Raw genomic sequence first — 14429 nt, forward strand, 5'->3', positions numbered from 1 at the left:
CTGAGCAAGAAACCTTAAGGAAGCGCGGCGATCACCGTCATTTCCACCAGCACGTCGGGCGAGTACAGCTTCGACTCGACGCAGGCACGGGCCGGCGCGGCGCCCTTCGGCACCCAGGCGTCCCACACCGCGTTCATCGCGGCGTAGTCGGCTTCCATATCCTTCAGGTAGATGGTCACCGAAAGGATGCGGCTCTTGTCGGTGCCGGCCTCGGCCAGCATCGCGTCGATGGCGGCCAGGGTTTCACGGGTCTGCTGGCCGACACCGGCGCTGTGCTTCTCGTCCAGTTGGCCGGCCAGGTAGACCGTGCCGTTGTGGATGACGATTTCGCTGTAGCGGGTTTCAGTGCGCAGGCGCTGTATTGACATTGCTCGAGGTCTCCTTGGAATTGCCATAACGGAAGATGTCCAGGCCTTCGGCGCTGATCTGCGGACGCTTGCGCGCCATCAGGTCGGCGAGCAGGCGACCGGAGCCGCAGGCCATGGTCCAGCCAAGGGTACCGTGTCCGGTGTTGAGGAACAGGTTGCGGAACGGGGTGGCGCCCACGATCGGGGTGCCGTCCGGGGTGGCCGGGCGTAGGCCGGTCCAGAAGACTGCCTGGGAGAGGTCGCCACCTTCGGGGTAGAGGTCGGCGGTAATCATTTCCAGGGTGTCGCGGCGGGCCGGATTCAGGTCCAGGTTGAAGCCGGTGATCTCGGCCATGCCGCCCACACGGATACGGTTGTCGAAGCGGGTGATGGCGACCTTGTAGGTCTCGTCCAGGATGGTCGAGGTCGGTGCCATGGCCGGATTGGTGATCGGCACGGTCAGCGAATAGCCCTTGAGCGGGTAGACCGGCGCCTTGATGCCCAGCGGCTTGATCATTTGCGGGGTGTAGCTGCCGAGGGCCAGTACGTAGTGGTCCGCGGTTTCCAGCTTGCCGTTGATCCACACGCCATTGATGCGGTCACCGGCGAAGTCCAGGCCTTCGATGTTCTGGCCGAAGCGGAATTCCACGCCCAGTTTCTCCGCCATCTCGGCGAGGCGGGTGGTGAACATCTGGCAGTCGCCGGTCTGGTCGTTGGGCAGGCGCAGGGCGCCGGCCAGCTTGTGCTTGACGCCGGCCAGGGCCGGTTCGACGCGGGCGATGCCGTCGCGATCGAGCAGCTCGTAGGGCACGCCGGAACGCTCGAGCACGGCGATGTCCTTGGCCGCGGCATCCACCTGGGCCTGGGTGCGGAACAGCTGGGTGGTGCCGAGCGAGCGGCCTTCATAGCTGATGCCGGTTTCGGCGCGGAGCTCGTCGAGGCAGTCGCGGCTGTACTCGGACAGACGCACCATGCGCTCCTTGTTCACCGCATAGCGGGAGGCGGTGCAGTTGCGCAGCATCTGCGTCATCCACAGGTACTGGTCGATGTCGCTGGTGGTCCGGATGGCCAGCGGCGCGTGCTGCTGCAGCATCCATTTGACGGCCTTCAGCGGCACGCCCGGGGCGGCCCAGGGCGATGCATAACCGGGGGAAACCTGGCCGGCGTTGGCGAAGCTGGTTTCCATGGCCACGGCGTTCTGGCGGTCGACCACGACCACCTCGAACCCTGCCTGGGCCAGGTAATAGGCGCTAGTCGTTCCGATCACACCACTGCCAAGGACCATCACTCGCATGTCTGTCTCCATTCGCCGCGGGGAATTCGCTGCGTTTGTTATTTTGAGCGTTAATGGCGCGAAGTATAGGTAGACGACACCAGTGATATTCACTATATACCTAGGGATATTTGGCGATAATTCTCGGCAAAATGCGCTCCAGCGGAGGGGCATCCACCATGCGCACCCAGCATCAATCCCGTCGTGAACTGGACAAGATAGACCGGAATATTTTACGAATCCTGCAGGAAGACGGCCGGATCTCCTTCACCGAGCTGGGGGAACGGGTGGGGCTTTCCACTACGCCCTGCACCGAACGCGTCCGCCGCCTGGAGCGCGAGGGCATCATCCTCGGCTACAACGCCCGGCTGAACCCGCAGCACCTGAAGGCGAGCCTGCTGGTGTTCGTCGAGATCAGCCTTGACTACAAGTCCGGCGACACCTTCGAGGACTTCCGCCGCGCCGTGCTCAAGCTGCCCCACGTGCTGGAATGCCACCTGGTGTCGGGGGACTTCGACTACCTGGTGAAAGCGCGGATCAACGAGATGGCCTCCTACCGCAAGCTGCTCGGCGACATCCTGCTGAAGCTGCCCCACGTGCGCGAATCCAAGTCCTACATCGTCATGGAAGAAGTGAAGGAATCACTGAACCTGCCGATTCCCGACTGATCCCGCCAGCTAGTCCCCCGCTCCTCGGCAAACCCCTTGGCACAGCCAGGGGTTCGTCTTATTCTGCCCAGGCGTCAAATTTTCCAAACAATAAAATCAGGATTTCGCACATGAACGCCCGCGTTCGCATCCCGGTGCATACCGAAAAACACGCCCCCTCCTATTACGCAGCGACCGCCAACCGTCGCATCGAATTCCCGCCCCTGGCGGGAGAGGTGGTAGCCGACGTGTGCATTGTCGGTGGCGGTTTCTCCGGGCTGAACACGGCGATCGAGCTGGCCCGCCGCGGCCGCTCGGTGGTGCTGCTGGAAGCCCGGCAGATCGGCTGGGGCGCCAGCGGGCGCAATGGCGGACAACTGATTCGAGGGGTCGGCCACGGCGTCGAGCAGTTCGAATCGGTGATCGGCAGCGACGGCGTTCGCGCCCTCAAGCTGATGGGCCTGGAAGCGGTGGAGATCGTCCGCCGCCGCGTCGAGGAGTTTTCCATCGACTGCGACCTGACCTGGGGTTACTGCGACCTGGCCAACAAGCCCCGCGACCTCGCCGGTTTCGCCGAGGACATGGAAGAGCTGAAAGGCCTCGGCTACCGCCATGAAATGCGCCTGGTGCAGCCTCAGGACATGCGCAGCGTGGTGGGCTCGGACCGCTACGTCGGCGGCCTGATCGACATGGGCTCTGGCCACCTGCATCCCCTCAACCTCGCCCTGGGCGAGGCCGCCGCCGCAGAGGCCCTTGGCGCGCGCCTGTTCGAGAATTCGGCGGTGACGCGGATCGACTACGGCACCGAAGTGAAGGTGCACACCGCCACTGGCCTGGTCCGCGCCAAGACCCTGGTGCTGGGCTGCAACGCCTACATGAACAACCTCAACGCCACCCTGGGCGGCAAGGTGCTCCCCGCCGGCAGCTACGTGGTGACTACCGAGCCGCTGCCCGCTGAACTCGCCCGCGAACTGCTGCCGCAGAACATGGCGGTCTGCGACCAGCGCGTGGCCCTGGACTACTACCGCCTCTCCGCCGACAACCGCCTGCTGTTCGGTGGCGCCTGCCACTATTCCGGGCGCGACCCGGCGGATATCGCCGCCTACATGGGGCCGAAGATGCTCCGGGTGTTCCCGCAGCTGGCGAACGTGCGTATCGACTACCAGTGGGGTGGCATGATCGGCATCGGCGCCAATCGCCTGCCGCAGATCGGCAAGCTACCGGACCAGCCCAACGTCTACTTCGCCCAGGCCTACTCCGGCCACGGCGTGAACGCCACGCACCTGGCCGGCCAGCTGCTGGCCGAGGCCATCTGCGGCGAGCAGAGCAACGGCTTCGATGTCTTCGCCAAGGTGCCGCATATCACCTTCCCCGGTGGTCGCCACCTGCGCTCGCCGCTGCTGGCCCTCGGCATGCTCTGGTACCGGATGAAGGAAGCGGTGGGGGTCGCCTGATCGCCTGCACTCACGAAAAGGGCCGCAAATGCGGCCCTTTTTCGTTTCACTCGGCCACCGCCTCGGTGCCGTCATCGAACAGCTCGCGGGTCCAGGCCAGCCAGACGAATCCGGCGGCGCCCAGGGCCATCATCAGCGGCAGGGCGTGGCCGCTGATCCATTGGCTCGCGGCACCGGTGGCCAGGGGGCCGACCAGGCAGCCGATCCCCCAGAGCTGGGCGACATGGGCGTTGGCCCGCACCAGTTCGTCATCCCGATAGCGCTCGCCGATGAGGATCAGCGCCAGGGTGAAGAGGCCGCCGGCGCTGGCGCCGAACAGTACCCAGGTCGGCCAGATCAGCGGCGTATGCAGCAAGAGCGGAATGGCCAGGCTGCTCGCCAGCAGGGTCACGCCGCAGGCGCGGAACAGGTTGAGCCGGGACATGCGGTCCGCCAGCCAGCCGATGGGCAGTTGCAGCGCGGCATCGCCCACCACCACCACGCTGGCCATCAGCAGGGCGACTTCCTGGGTGAAACCCTGGCGCAGGCCGTAGATCGGCAGCAGGGTCAGCATCATGGCCTCGAAGGCGGCGAACAGCACCACCGCCCAGGCGATGGTCGGCAGGCGCATGCAGAAGGACCAGAGCCCGCGTCCCGAGGCGCTGTGGGGGTCGACCCTGGGCGCGCCGGTACGGCCGAGCAACAGCAGCGAACCGCCGATCAGCAGGCCAGTGCCCGTCCAGAAACCCAGGTCGTTGCCCGTGCCCAGGGCGCTCAGCAGCAGCGGTCCGGACAACTGGCTCAGGGCGTAACCGGTGCCGTAGAGGGCCACCAGGCGACCGCGCCACTCGTCCACCGCCAACTGGTTGATCCAGCTTTCGCCGAGGATGAACACCACCGTCAGGGCGACGCCGATCAGCAGGCGCAACAACAGCCAGACCGGGTAGTACTGCACCAGCGCCAGCAGTCCCACCGACAGGGCGCCGATCAGCAGGCACAGCTGCATCAGGGTGGTGGTGCCGAAGCGCGCCGCCAGTCGCCCGGCGATCATCGCGCCCAGCAGCACGCCCACCGCCGGGGTCGCCGCCATGACGCCAATGGCGAAGCTGTCGTAGCCCCAGCTCTCCAGCCGCAACGACACCAGCGGCATGGTCACGCCGAGGGCGAGCCCTATGCTGATGACTGCGCCGCAAACGGCAAAGTAGGTGCCCCAACGCATTGCCGATGTCCTCCCACTCCATGGATAAAAGCAAAAACGGCCGGGCTCCAATGAAGGAAACCCGGCCGCAGGTTTGGCTCGTCGAGCCGGCCTCTCCCGAGGAAGGGGCGGACCTTGAGGCGGTTACCCGCCCGATGTCAGAGCTTGATCCAGGTGGACTTCAGCTCGGTGTACTTGTCGAACGCATGCAGGGACTTGTCGCGGCCGTTGCCGGACTGCTTGAAGCCACCGAAGGGCGCGGTCATGTCGCCACCGTCGTACTGGTTGATCCACACGCTGCCGGCGCGCAGGGCCTTGCCCACCAGGTGGGCGCGGGACAGGTTGTTGGTCCACACCGCCGCGGCCAGGCCGTAGATGGTGTCGTTGGCGATGGCGACGGCTTCTTCCTCGCTGTCGAAGGCGATCACCGAGAGCACCGGGCCGAAGATTTCTTCCTTGGCGATGCGCATGGCGTTGTCCACGCCGTCGAAGATGGTCGGCTCGACGTAGGTGCCGCCGGTTTCTTCCAGCACGCGCTTGCCGCCGGCCACCAGTTTGGCGCCGTCGTCATGGCCGGCCTGGATGTAGGACAGCACGTTGTTCATCTGGGTGGTGTCCACCAGGGCGCCGACGTTGGTCGCCGGGTCCAGCGGGTTGCCCGGCTTCCAGGCCTTGATCGCCTCGACCACCATGGGCACGAACTGGTCCTTGATGGAACGCTCCACCAAGAGGCGCGAGCCGGCGGTGCAGACTTCGCCCTGGTTGAAGGCGATGGCGCCAGCGGCAGCTTCGGCAGCGGCCTGCAGGTCAGGGGCGTCGGCGAAGACGATGTTCGGGCTCTTGCCGCCGGCTTCCAGCCAGACGCGCTTCATGTTGGATTCGCCGGCGTAGATCATCAGTTGCTTGGCGATCTTGGTGGAGCCGGTGAACACCAGGGTGTCGACGTCCATGTGCAGGGCCAGGGCCTTGCCCACGGTGTGGCCGAAGCCCGGCAGCACGTTGAGCACGCCAGCCGGGATACCGGCCTCGATGGCCAGTTGGGCCAGGCGAATGGCGGTCAGCGGCGACTTCTCGGACGGCTTGAGCACCACCGAGTTACCGGTGGACAGGGCCGGGCCGAGCTTCCAGCAGGTCATCAGCAGGGGGAAGTTCCACGGCACGATGGCAGCGACCACGCCCACCGGCTCGCGGGTCACCAGACCCAGCTCGTTGTGCGGGGTGGCGGCCACTTCGTCGTAGATCTTGTCGATGGCTTCGCCGCTCCAGCGGATGGCGCGGGACGCGGACGGCACGTCGACGCTCAGCGAGTCGCTGATCGGCTTGCCCATGTCCAGGGTTTCCAGCAGCGCCAGCTCTTCGGCGTGGGCATCGATCAGATCGGCGAAGCGGATCATCACTTCCTTGCGCTTGACCGGCGCCAGGCGCGACCAGACACCGGACTCGAAGATCGCGCGGGCGTCCTTCACCGCCAACTCGGCGTCAGCCAGGTCGCAGCTCGCTACCTTGCCCAGCAGGCGGCCGTCGACCGGGCTGATGCAATCGAAGGTCTCGCCGGAGACGGCACCGGTGTACTCACCGTGGATGAAGGCGCGGGTTTCGATCTGCACGGACTTCGCGCGCTGTTCCCAATCTGCTCGAGTCAGGGTGGTCATTGGAGCTTTCCTCTTATTAGAAGAGTGCCGCCAGCTCAGGCATGCACTGTCAAAAATTCTGCAAGGCCGACCTACGAATGGCCATCCTCGCAACCCTAAACCAGACGGGCCAGGTATTTCAATATATTTGACAGAATTCCGTCAAACGCCCTTGTCATGTTCGTTTTATTAAACATAGACTCCGGCAAAATCACTACAACACCTCACCTTGCCTATTCTGGTGGCCATAATGACAAACGCCTTTGCGCCGAAACCGGACAGAATATCCAACAGCCTCGACGATTTCTGGATGCCCTTCACCGCCAACCGCCAATTCAAGGCCAACCCGCGCCTTCTGGAAAGCGCCGAAGGGATGTACTTCACCAGCAGCGACGGCCGCCAGGTTCTCGATGGCACGGCCGGCCTCTGGTGCTGCAACGCCGGCCACGGTCGCCGCGAAATCACCGAGGCCGTCAGCAGGCAGATCGCCAAGCTGGACTTCGCCCCCACCTTCCAGATGGGCCACCCGCTGCCCTTCGAACTGGCCGAGCGCCTCGCCGAAATCGCGCCCGCCGGCCTGAACAAGGTGTTCTTCACCAACTCCGGCTCCGAATCGGCCGACACCGCACTGAAGATCGCCCTCGCCTACCAGCGCGCCATCGGCCAGGGCACCCGCACCCGCCTGATCGGCCGCGAGCTCGGCTACCACGGCGTCGGCTTCGGCGGCATCTCGGTGGGCGGCATGGTCAACAACCGCAAGGCCTTCCCCGCCCTGCTGCCGAACGTGGACCACCTGCCCCATACCCTGGACATCCAGCGCAACGCCTTCAGCCGCGGCCTGCCGGAATTCGGCATCGAGAAGGCCGATGAACTGGAGCGCCTGGTGACCCTGCACGGTGCCGAGAACATCGCCGCGGTGATCGTCGAGCCAATGTCCGGTTCGGCCGGCGTGATCCTGCCGCCGCTGGGCTACCTGCAACGCCTGCGCGAGATCACCCGCAAGCACGGCATCCTGCTGATCTTCGACGAAGTCATCACCGGCTTCGGCCGCGTCGGCCAGGCCTTCGCCGCCCAGCGCTGGGGCGTCACCCCGGACATCATCACCTGCGCCAAGGGCCTGACCAACGGCGCCATCCCCATGGGCGCGGTGTTCGTCGCCGAGGAGATCTACCAGGCCTTCATGCAGGGCCCGGAAAGCGCCATCGAGTTCTTCCACGGCTATACCTATTCCGGCCACCCGGTGGCCTGTGCCGCCGCGCTGGCGACCCTGGACATCTACCAGGGCGAGCGCCTGTTCGAACGCAGCATCGAGCTGGAAGGCTATTGGCAGGACGCGCTGCTGAGCTTGCGGGACCTGCCCGGCGTGATCGACATCCGCGCGGTAGGCCTGGTCGGCGGCGTGCAGTTGGCCCCCAGCGCCGAGGCCGTGGGCAAGCGCGGCTTCCAGGTCTTCGAGCAATGCTTCCACGATGGCGTGATGGTCCGCGTCACCGGCGATACCATCGCCATGTCGCCGCCACTGATCGTGGAGAAGGAACAGATCGACATTCTCGTCGGCAAGCTCGCCGACTCCATCCGCAAGGCCGCCTGAACAGGGACAGCACCATGAACATCCAGCAGATAGTCGACTTCGCCCAGGCCACCACCGCCCCGGAACACTACCGGCCGGCACCCGAGAAGATCCTCAAGGGTGACCCCGAGCAGAGTGTGCGCAACCACTACGGCAGCCCCTGCGGGCAGTTCAACGTGGGCATCTGGGAAGGCGACGTGGGCCACTGGACGGTGAGCTACACCGAGCACGAGTACTGCGAGATTCTCCAGGGCGTGTCGGTGATCCGCGATGCCGAGGGCAATGGCAAGACCGTGCGCGTCGGCGACCGCTTCGTCATCCCGGCCGGCTTCTCCGGCACCTGGGAAGTGCTGGAGCCGTGCCGCAAGGTCTATGTGATCTTCGAACAGGCCGCCCGCTGAGTCTGTTCTCTCTAATGCTTGTCATCTTCAGCCCGCCTCTGGCGGGCTTTTTTATGGGCAATCCGCACCAAGCTGCGGCATGCGTAGGATGGGTTGAGCGAAGCGATACCCATGCAGGCCATCCTACGAGCTTCGTCCCGATAGCCAGGCAGCCCCCCGAATCGCAGGCATGAAAAAGCCCGCACTGGGCGGGCTTCTTCGACAAGGGCCGGATCAATTACTTGATCTTGGCTTCCTTGTACATCACGTGCTTACGCACGACCGGATCGAATTTCTTGATTTCGATCTTGTCGGGAGTAGTGCGCTTGTTCTTGTCGGTGGTGTAGAAGTGGCCGGTACCGGCGCTGGACACCAAACGGATCAGTTCACGCATGATTAGCTCCTTAAACCTTTTCGCCGCGAGCACGCAGCTCGCTCAGCACGACGTCGATACCGCGCTTGTCGATCACACGCATGCCCTTGGCGGATACGCGCAGACGTACAAAGCGCTTCTCGGACTCGACCCAGAAGCGATGGTGCTGCAGGTTCGGCAGGAAACGACGACGGGTTTTGTTGTTTGCATGGGAAATGTTGTTCCCGGTAACCGGACCCTTACCGGTTACTTGACAGACTCTAGACATGCCTCAGCCCTCTAAACCACATGCCCAACCCGGCATGGGTTGGCCGCTTGAACTCTCACAATTTTGGGCGCTGAAACGCCCGTCTCGTCGGGGTCTTACCGGCCGCACATAGACTGCGAAAGACCGGGCCCCCAGAAAAGAGCGCTGCTTTATATCAGAAAGCCCCTAGTGCAGCAAGGATCGTAGAGATTTACCCACAGGCCGGCAAGCCCCGCGACCGCCGCCAGGCCTTGCGACAAGGCCGCCGGGGCGATGCAACCACTCGTCGCCCACTTCGCATTGTTCGCCGATCAGCCTTGGTCTAGGGTAAGGCCTTTGCCAAGTTGCCCTAGCAAAGGATGCCCGCCATGCGTTTCGCCGCACTCCCGCTGCTGTTCGCCCCGCTACTGGCCCAGGCCGCGACCCTCAGCGTCTGCACCGAGGCCAGCCCCGAGGGTTTCGACGTGGTGCAGTACAACTCGCTGACCACCACCAACGCCTCGGCCGACGTGCTGATGAACCGCCTGGTGGAGTTCGACGCCCAGCAAGGCAAGCTGGTACCCAGCCTGGCCGAGCGCTGGGAGATTTCCGCCGATGGCCTGTCCTATACCTTCCAGCTGCGCCCGGACGTCGCCTTCCACAGCACCGACTACTTCAAGCCGAGCCGCGCCCTGAACGCCGACGACGTGGTGTTCAGCTTCCAGCGCATGCTCGACCCGGCCAACCCCTGGCACAAGGTCGCCCAGAGCGGCTTCCCCCATGCCCAGTCGATGCAGCTGCCGGCGCTGATCAAGAGCATCGACAAGCTCGACGAGCAGCGGGTGCGCTTCTCCCTGAACAAACCCGACGCGACCTTCCTCGCCACCCTCAGCATGGGCTTCGCCTCCATCTATTCGGCCGAATATGCCGAGCAGCTGATGAAGGCCGGCAGCCCCGCGAAGCTCAACGCCCAGCCCATCGGCACCGGGCCCTTCGTGCTGCGCCGCTTCCAGAAGGACGCCGCGGTGCGCTATGCCGCCAACCCCGACTACTTCGGCGGCAAGCCGGCGGTGGACGGCCTGGTCTTCGCCATCACCCCCGACGCCAACGTGCGCCTGCAGAAACTGCGCCGCGGCGAGTGCCAGATCGCGCTGTCGCCCAAGCCCCTGGATGTGCAGTCGGCCACAGGTGACAAGAACCTCAAGGTGATCCAGACCCCGGCCTTCATGACCGCCTTCGTCGGCATCAACAGCCAGCACCCGCCCCTGGACAAACCCCAGGTACGCCAGGCGATCAACCTCGCCTTCGACAAAGAGAGCTACCTCAAGGCGGTATTCGAAGGCAGCGCCAGCGCCGCCGACGGCCCCTTCCCGCCGAACACCTGGAGCTACGCCAAGGACCTGCCGAGCTACCCCCACGACCCCGAGAAGGCCAAGGCCCTGCTGGCCGAAGCCGGACTCGCGGACGGTTTCAAGACCACCATCTGGACCCGCCCCTCCGGCAGCCTGCTCAACCCCAACCCGAGCCTCGGCGCCCAGTTGCTGCAGGCCGACCTGGCCAAGGTGGGTATCCAGGCGGAGATCCGCGTCATCGAGTGGGGCGAGCTGATCCGCCGCGCCAAGGCCGGCGAGCATGATCTGCTGTTCATGGGCTGGGCCGGCGACAACGGCGACCCGGACAACTTCCTCACCCCGCAATTCTCCTGCGCCTCGGTGCAGTCAGGCCTCAACTTCGCCCGCTACTGCGACGAGGAACTGGACAAGCTGATCGCCGACGGCAAGGGCCACGCCGACCAGGCCGAGCGCGCCGCCTTCTACCAGAAGGCCCAGCAGATCATCCGCGAACGGGCCCTCTGGCTGCCCCTGGCCCATCCCACCGCCTCCGCCCTGACCCGCGCCAATGTCGAGGGCTACCAGGTGAGCCCCTTCGGCCGGCAGGACTTCTCCCGGGTGAAGGTGAACTAGGGGCTTGGACGAAAAGTCGCCGAGCGAAGGTCAGGCAAGGCGAAATCGGCCGAAGAAGCGCAGTTTGCTGTTGCAAATGAGCATTCTGAGGGCGACTTCAACGCAGCATCACCGAGCGCAGGCACTTTTCGTGCAGCACCTAGATCCAGCCGCGCTCGGCCATGGACAAGGGTTCACCGTCGCCGACGATGAAATGGTCGAGCACCCGCACGTCGATCAGCGCCAGCGCCTCCTTGAGGCGCCGGGTCAGCTGGCGATCGGCCTCGCTCGGTTCGGCGACACCCGAAGGATGGTTGTGGCTGAGGATCAGCGCCGCCGCATTGTGCGCCAGGGTGCGCTTGACCACCTGGCGCGGATAGACGCTGGCGCTGTCGATGGTGCCCTGGAACAGCACCTCGAAGGCCAGCACCCGGTGCTTGGCATCGAGGAACAGGCAGGCGAACTGCTCGTGCTCGGAATGGCGCAGCTGCGCCTTGAGGAAATCCCGCACCGCCTGAGGGCTTTCCAGCGCGGAATCGCGGCGCAGCGTCTCGGCGAGATGACGACGGGCCATTTCCAGCACCGCCTGCAATTGCGCGAACTTGGCGGGGCCCAGACCGAGGTGCCGGCTGAACTCCGGCAACTCGGCCTCCAGCAGTGCGCGCAGGCTGCCGAAGTCGTTGAGCAGGTGGCGGGCGAGGTCGACGGCACTGCGGCCGGCCACCCCCGTGCGCAGGAAAATGGCGAGGAGTTCGGCGTCGGAAAGGGCCGCCGCCCCCAGCTCGAGAAGTTTCTCCCGCGGGCGCTCCGCCGCAGGCCAATTACGAATGCTCATGACACCTCCATGATTGAGCCGCGCCGCTGTTCCAGTGCAGTCGCTGTGCTATCTTAACCCACCTTTTTTGCGCGACGATCGGCCTGGGGAGGCGCCTTCGCCGCAGCACATCGACAACCTTATCAAGGCAGGCCTATGCAGCGGCTCTATCGGAAACGCATCCTTCTGGGCGTGGGCGGCGGTATTGCCGCCTACAAGAGCGCTGAACTGGTTCGCCGATTGCGCGACCAGGGCGCCGAAGTCCGCGTGGTCATGACCCACGGCGGCCGCGAGTTCATCACCCCCCTCACCCTGCAGGCCCTTTCCGGGCACCCCGTGCACCTCGAGCTGCTGGACCCCGCCGCCGAAGCGGCCATGGGCCACATCGAGCTGGCCCGCTGGGCCGACCTGGTACTGATCGCGCCGGCCACCGCCGACCTCATGGCACGCCTGGCCCAGGGCATGGCGGATGACCTGCTGACCACCCTGGTGCTGGCCACCGACGCCCCCGTGGCCCTGGCTCCGGCGATGAACCAGGCCATGTGGCGCGACCCGGCCACCCAGGCCAACCTGGAACTCCTCGCCAAGCGCGGCCTGCACCTGTTCGGCCCGGCCGCGGGCAGCCAGGCCTGCGGCGACGTCGGCCTCGGCCGCATGCTGGAAGCCGAAGAGCTCGCCCAGCGCGCCGCCGACTGCTTCGAGCACCGCGCCCTCACCGGCCGCCATGTGCTGATCACCGCCGGGCCGACCCAGGAGAACATCGACCCGGTGCGCTACATCACCAACCACAGCTCCGGGAAGATGGGCTTCGCCCTCGCCGAAGCCGCGGTGGAGGCCGGCGCCAAGGTCACCCTGATCACCGGCCCGGTGCACCTGCCCACCCCGGACCGGGTCAACCGCATCGACGTCGTCAGCGCCCGCGACATGCTCGCCGCCTGCGAAGCGGCCATGCCCTGCGACCTGCTGATCGCCGCCGCCGCCGTGGCCGACTACCGCCCGGAAGTGGTCGCGCAGCACAAAATGAAAAAAGACCCGACCAGTGGCGAAGGCCTGCTGCTGCAGCTGGTACGCAACCCCGATATCCTCGCGACGCTCGCCGGCCGCCCCGACCGCCCCTTCAGCGTCGGCTTCGCCGCCGAGACCGAGAACCTGCTCGAGTACGCCTCGCGCAAACTCAAGGACAAGAACCTCGACCTGATCGTTGCCAATGACGTGGCCAACCCCAGCATCGGCTTCAACAGCGAGGAAAACGCCATCACCGTGATCGACCGCGGCCTGGCCCAGTCCAGCTTCGCCCAGACCAGCAAGGGCAAGATCGCTCGCCAGCTGATCGCTTTCATCGCCGACCGCCTCAACCAGGCCTGAGATTCCATGCACTCACTGCAAGCCAAGATCCTCGATCCCCGCATCGGCAGCGAATTCCCGCTGCCGCAATACGCCACCCCAGGTTCCGCCGGTCTCGACCTGCGTGCCATGCTCAAGGAAGAAGTCGTCCTCGAGCCGGGCCAGACCCTCCTCATCCCCACCGGCCTGTCGATCTACATCGCCGACCCCGGCCTCGCCGCGCTGATCCTGCCGCGCTCGGGCCTCGGCCACAAGCACGGCGTGGTGCTGGGCAACCTGGTGGGCCTGATCGACTCCGACTACCAGGGCGAACTGATGGTGTCCTGCTGGAACCGCGGCCAGACCGCCTTCCGCATCGCCGTTGGCGAGCGCATCGCCCAGCTGGTGCTGGTACCCGTGGTCCAGGCGCACTTCGAACTGGTCGACGAGTTCCACGAAAGCGAGCGTGGTGCCGGCGGTTTCGGTCACACCGGTAGCCACTGATAGCTAACCTCAGGACGAACCGCCTAGGAGACGTTCAGTGAAACTCTTCAAGCGCAGCAGCAAGGACGCCGCCGGCAACGGACGGAACGGCACTTCGGCCGACGCCAGGTCCGCCCGCAAGGCTCCAGACGACCTCCTCCCCGGCACCCTCGCCGCCCTGGCTGGCCTGGCTGCGGCCGGGGCTCTCCTGTGGTTCAGCGTCATCAAACCCGCCGAGCAGGGCCGCGTCGACCAGCTCGGCCAGGCCTGGGGCACCAGCCAGGCGGCCACCCTGCGCCAGGCGCTCGCCCTGCTGCAGGCCGACACCGCGGCGGCGGCCCGCGACCCGAGCCTGATCAACGCCCTCAACAGCAACGACGCCACCCAGCTGGGGGCCGCCGAACGTGGCCTCGGCTACCGCGACGGCGTGATCGACGCCCACCTCAACCTGCCCGGCCAGGCCCAGCAGAACAGCCAGCGCAGCGGTCCGATGAACTTCGCCGCCCTGGACATGCTGCGGCGCATGGAAAACGGCCAGCAGCCAAGTCCCGAGGCCTACAAGGTCGGTCAGCGCTGGCTGGTCTACAGCGCGGCGCCGCTGCGCCTGAACGACCAGAGCGCGCCCCAGGGCAGCTTGCTGCTGGTGTTCGACCTGGATCGCCTGCTGCGCAGCCTGCCGGAGCTTTCGGCGGATATCGGCCAGCTGCAGCTGGTCCAGCAATTCAGCAATTCGCCGGCCCAGGTCCTGGCGCAGCGCGGCGAGAGCGCCGGCATCGCGCCCATCAGCA

Annotated in this window: 14 protein-coding genes; 7 read left to right on the plus strand and 7 right to left on the minus strand. The window is 65.7% G+C overall.

Going from position 1 to position 14429, the window contains the following annotated elements:
• Nucleotides 1-14 precede the first annotated feature (14 nt).
• Together PCA10_RS27480 and dadA are read right to left on the minus strand one after the other, a co-directional pair.
• The gene (locus tag PCA10_RS27480) at nt 15-368 is read right to left on the minus strand and encodes a RidA family protein (protein WP_016495364.1); all 354 of its coding nucleotides are present in this window, start codon (nt 366-368) and stop codon (nt 15-17) included.
• A complete protein-coding gene (gene dadA / locus PCA10_RS27485) occupies nt 343-1641 on the minus strand; it encodes a D-amino acid dehydrogenase (protein WP_016495365.1) in 1299 nt (432 codons plus the stop codon). The genes PCA10_RS27480 and dadA overlap by 26 nt, the downstream gene beginning before the upstream one ends.
• 158 nt (nt 1642-1799) lie before the next feature.
• Here dadA and PCA10_RS27490 point away from each other — a divergent pair, with 158 nt between their 5' ends.
• Together PCA10_RS27490 and PCA10_RS27495 are read left to right on the plus strand one after the other, a co-directional pair.
• The gene (locus tag PCA10_RS27490; protein WP_016495366.1) at nt 1800-2288 is read left to right on the plus strand and encodes an Lrp/AsnC ligand binding domain-containing protein; all 489 of its coding nucleotides are present in this window, start codon (nt 1800-1802) and stop codon (nt 2286-2288) included.
• Nucleotides 2289-2398: 110 nt separating this feature from the next.
• On the plus strand, nt 2399-3721 hold the full coding sequence (locus PCA10_RS27495) for an NAD(P)/FAD-dependent oxidoreductase (protein ID WP_016495367.1): 1323 nt from the start codon (nt 2399-2401) through the stop codon (nt 3719-3721).
• Nucleotides 3722-3767: 46 nt separating this feature from the next.
• On the opposite strand, the gene PCA10_RS27500 is transcribed toward PCA10_RS27495, so the two are convergent.
• Both PCA10_RS27500 and PCA10_RS27505 read right to left on the minus strand, forming a co-directional pair.
• Entirely contained in the window at nt 3768-4919 is a 1152-nt protein-coding gene (locus tag PCA10_RS27500) for an MFS transporter (protein ID WP_016495368.1), read from the minus strand.
• Between the two features lie 137 nt (nt 4920-5056).
• On the minus strand, nt 5057-6550 hold the full coding sequence (locus tag PCA10_RS27505; RefSeq protein ID WP_016495369.1) for an aldehyde dehydrogenase: 1494 nt from the start codon (nt 6548-6550) through the stop codon (nt 5057-5059).
• A 229-nt stretch (nt 6551-6779) separates the two neighbouring features.
• On the opposite strand from PCA10_RS27505, the gene aptA reads away from it, so the two are divergent.
• Nucleotides 6780-8120, plus strand: coding sequence for an omega-aminotransferase AptA (gene aptA, locus PCA10_RS27510; RefSeq protein ID WP_016495370.1), 1341 nt, complete (start codon nt 6780-6782; stop codon nt 8118-8120).
• 14 nt (nt 8121-8134) lie between these two features.
• Entirely contained in the window at nt 8135-8500 is a 366-nt protein-coding gene (locus tag PCA10_RS27515) for a cupin domain-containing protein (RefSeq protein WP_016495371.1), read from the plus strand.
• Between the two features lie 217 nt (nt 8501-8717).
• Here PCA10_RS27515 and rpmG read toward each other — a convergent pair whose 3' ends face one another.
• Both rpmG and rpmB read right to left on the minus strand, forming a co-directional pair.
• Nucleotides 8718-8873, minus strand: a complete 156-nt coding sequence (gene rpmG / locus PCA10_RS27520) for a 50S ribosomal protein L33 (protein ID WP_003464575.1) — start codon at nt 8871-8873, stop codon at nt 8718-8720.
• Nucleotides 8874-8883: 10 nt separating this feature from the next.
• Nucleotides 8884-9120, minus strand: a complete 237-nt coding sequence (rpmB, locus tag PCA10_RS29885) for a 50S ribosomal protein L28 (RefSeq protein WP_016495372.1) — start codon at nt 9118-9120, stop codon at nt 8884-8886.
• 347 nt (nt 9121-9467) lie between these two features.
• Here rpmB and PCA10_RS27530 point away from each other — a divergent pair, with 347 nt between their 5' ends.
• Nucleotides 9468-11042 carry an ABC transporter substrate-binding protein gene (locus tag PCA10_RS27530; protein ID WP_016495373.1) on the plus strand — a complete coding sequence of 525 codons (1575 nt, stop codon included), beginning with the start codon at nt 9468-9470 and terminating at the stop codon, nt 11040-11042.
• A 139-nt stretch (nt 11043-11181) separates the two neighbouring features.
• On the opposite strand, the gene radC is transcribed toward PCA10_RS27530, so the two are convergent.
• On the minus strand, nt 11182-11856 hold the full coding sequence (radC, locus tag PCA10_RS27535) for a RadC family protein (protein WP_016495374.1): 675 nt from the start codon (nt 11854-11856) through the stop codon (nt 11182-11184).
• A 135-nt stretch (nt 11857-11991) separates the two neighbouring features.
• On the opposite strand from radC, the gene coaBC reads away from it, so the two are divergent.
• Nucleotides 11992-13200 carry a bifunctional phosphopantothenoylcysteine decarboxylase/phosphopantothenate--cysteine ligase CoaBC gene (gene coaBC / locus PCA10_RS27540; RefSeq protein WP_016495375.1) on the plus strand — a complete coding sequence of 403 codons (1209 nt, stop codon included), beginning with the start codon at nt 11992-11994 and terminating at the stop codon, nt 13198-13200.
• A 6-nt stretch (nt 13201-13206) separates the two neighbouring features.
• Entirely contained in the window at nt 13207-13662 is a 456-nt protein-coding gene (dut, locus tag PCA10_RS27545; RefSeq protein ID WP_016495376.1) for a dUTP diphosphatase, read from the plus strand.
• The last annotated feature ends 767 nt before the right edge of the window (nt 13663-14429 follow it).

Origin of the sequence: Pseudomonas resinovorans NBRC 106553 (assembly GCF_000412695.1) — a bacterium.
In the GTDB taxonomy this organism is placed as follows: domain Bacteria; phylum Pseudomonadota; class Gammaproteobacteria; order Pseudomonadales; family Pseudomonadaceae; genus Metapseudomonas; species Metapseudomonas resinovorans_A.

Excerpts from the sequence above, each read along its gene's own strand:
- PCA10_RS27530 (WP_016495373.1), top strand. The coding sequence starts at position 9,468 with ATGCGTTTCGCCGCACTCCCGCTGCTGTTCGCCCCGCTACTGGCCCAG.
- dadA (WP_016495365.1), bottom strand. The coding sequence starts at position 1,641 with ATGCGAGTGATGGTCCTTGGCAGTGGTGTGATCGGAACGACTAGCGCC.
- radC (WP_016495374.1), bottom strand. The coding sequence starts at position 11,856 with ATGAGCATTCGTAATTGGCCTGCGGCGGAGCGCCCGCGGGAGAAACTT.
- rpmB (WP_016495372.1), bottom strand. The coding sequence starts at position 9,120 with ATGTCTAGAGTCTGTCAAGTAACCGGTAAGGGTCCGGTTACCGGGAAC.
- PCA10_RS27500 (WP_016495368.1), bottom strand. The coding sequence starts at position 4,919 with ATGCGTTGGGGCACCTACTTTGCCGTTTGCGGCGCAGTCATCAGCATA.
- PCA10_RS27505 (WP_016495369.1), bottom strand. The coding sequence starts at position 6,550 with ATGACCACCCTGACTCGAGCAGATTGGGAACAGCGCGCGAAGTCCGTG.
- dut (WP_016495376.1), top strand. The coding sequence starts at position 13,207 with ATGCACTCACTGCAAGCCAAGATCCTCGATCCCCGCATCGGCAGCGAA.
- PCA10_RS27495 (WP_016495367.1), top strand. The coding sequence starts at position 2,399 with ATGAACGCCCGCGTTCGCATCCCGGTGCATACCGAAAAACACGCCCCC.
- rpmG (WP_003464575.1), bottom strand. The coding sequence starts at position 8,873 with ATGCGTGAACTGATCCGTTTGGTGTCCAGCGCCGGTACCGGCCACTTC.
- PCA10_RS27490 (WP_016495366.1), top strand. The coding sequence starts at position 1,800 with ATGCGCACCCAGCATCAATCCCGTCGTGAACTGGACAAGATAGACCGG.
- PCA10_RS27480 (WP_016495364.1), bottom strand. The coding sequence starts at position 368 with ATGTCAATACAGCGCCTGCGCACTGAAACCCGCTACAGCGAAATCGTC.
- coaBC (WP_016495375.1), top strand. The coding sequence starts at position 11,992 with ATGCAGCGGCTCTATCGGAAACGCATCCTTCTGGGCGTGGGCGGCGGT.
- aptA (WP_016495370.1), top strand. The coding sequence starts at position 6,780 with ATGACAAACGCCTTTGCGCCGAAACCGGACAGAATATCCAACAGCCTC.
- PCA10_RS27515 (WP_016495371.1), top strand. The coding sequence starts at position 8,135 with ATGAACATCCAGCAGATAGTCGACTTCGCCCAGGCCACCACCGCCCCG.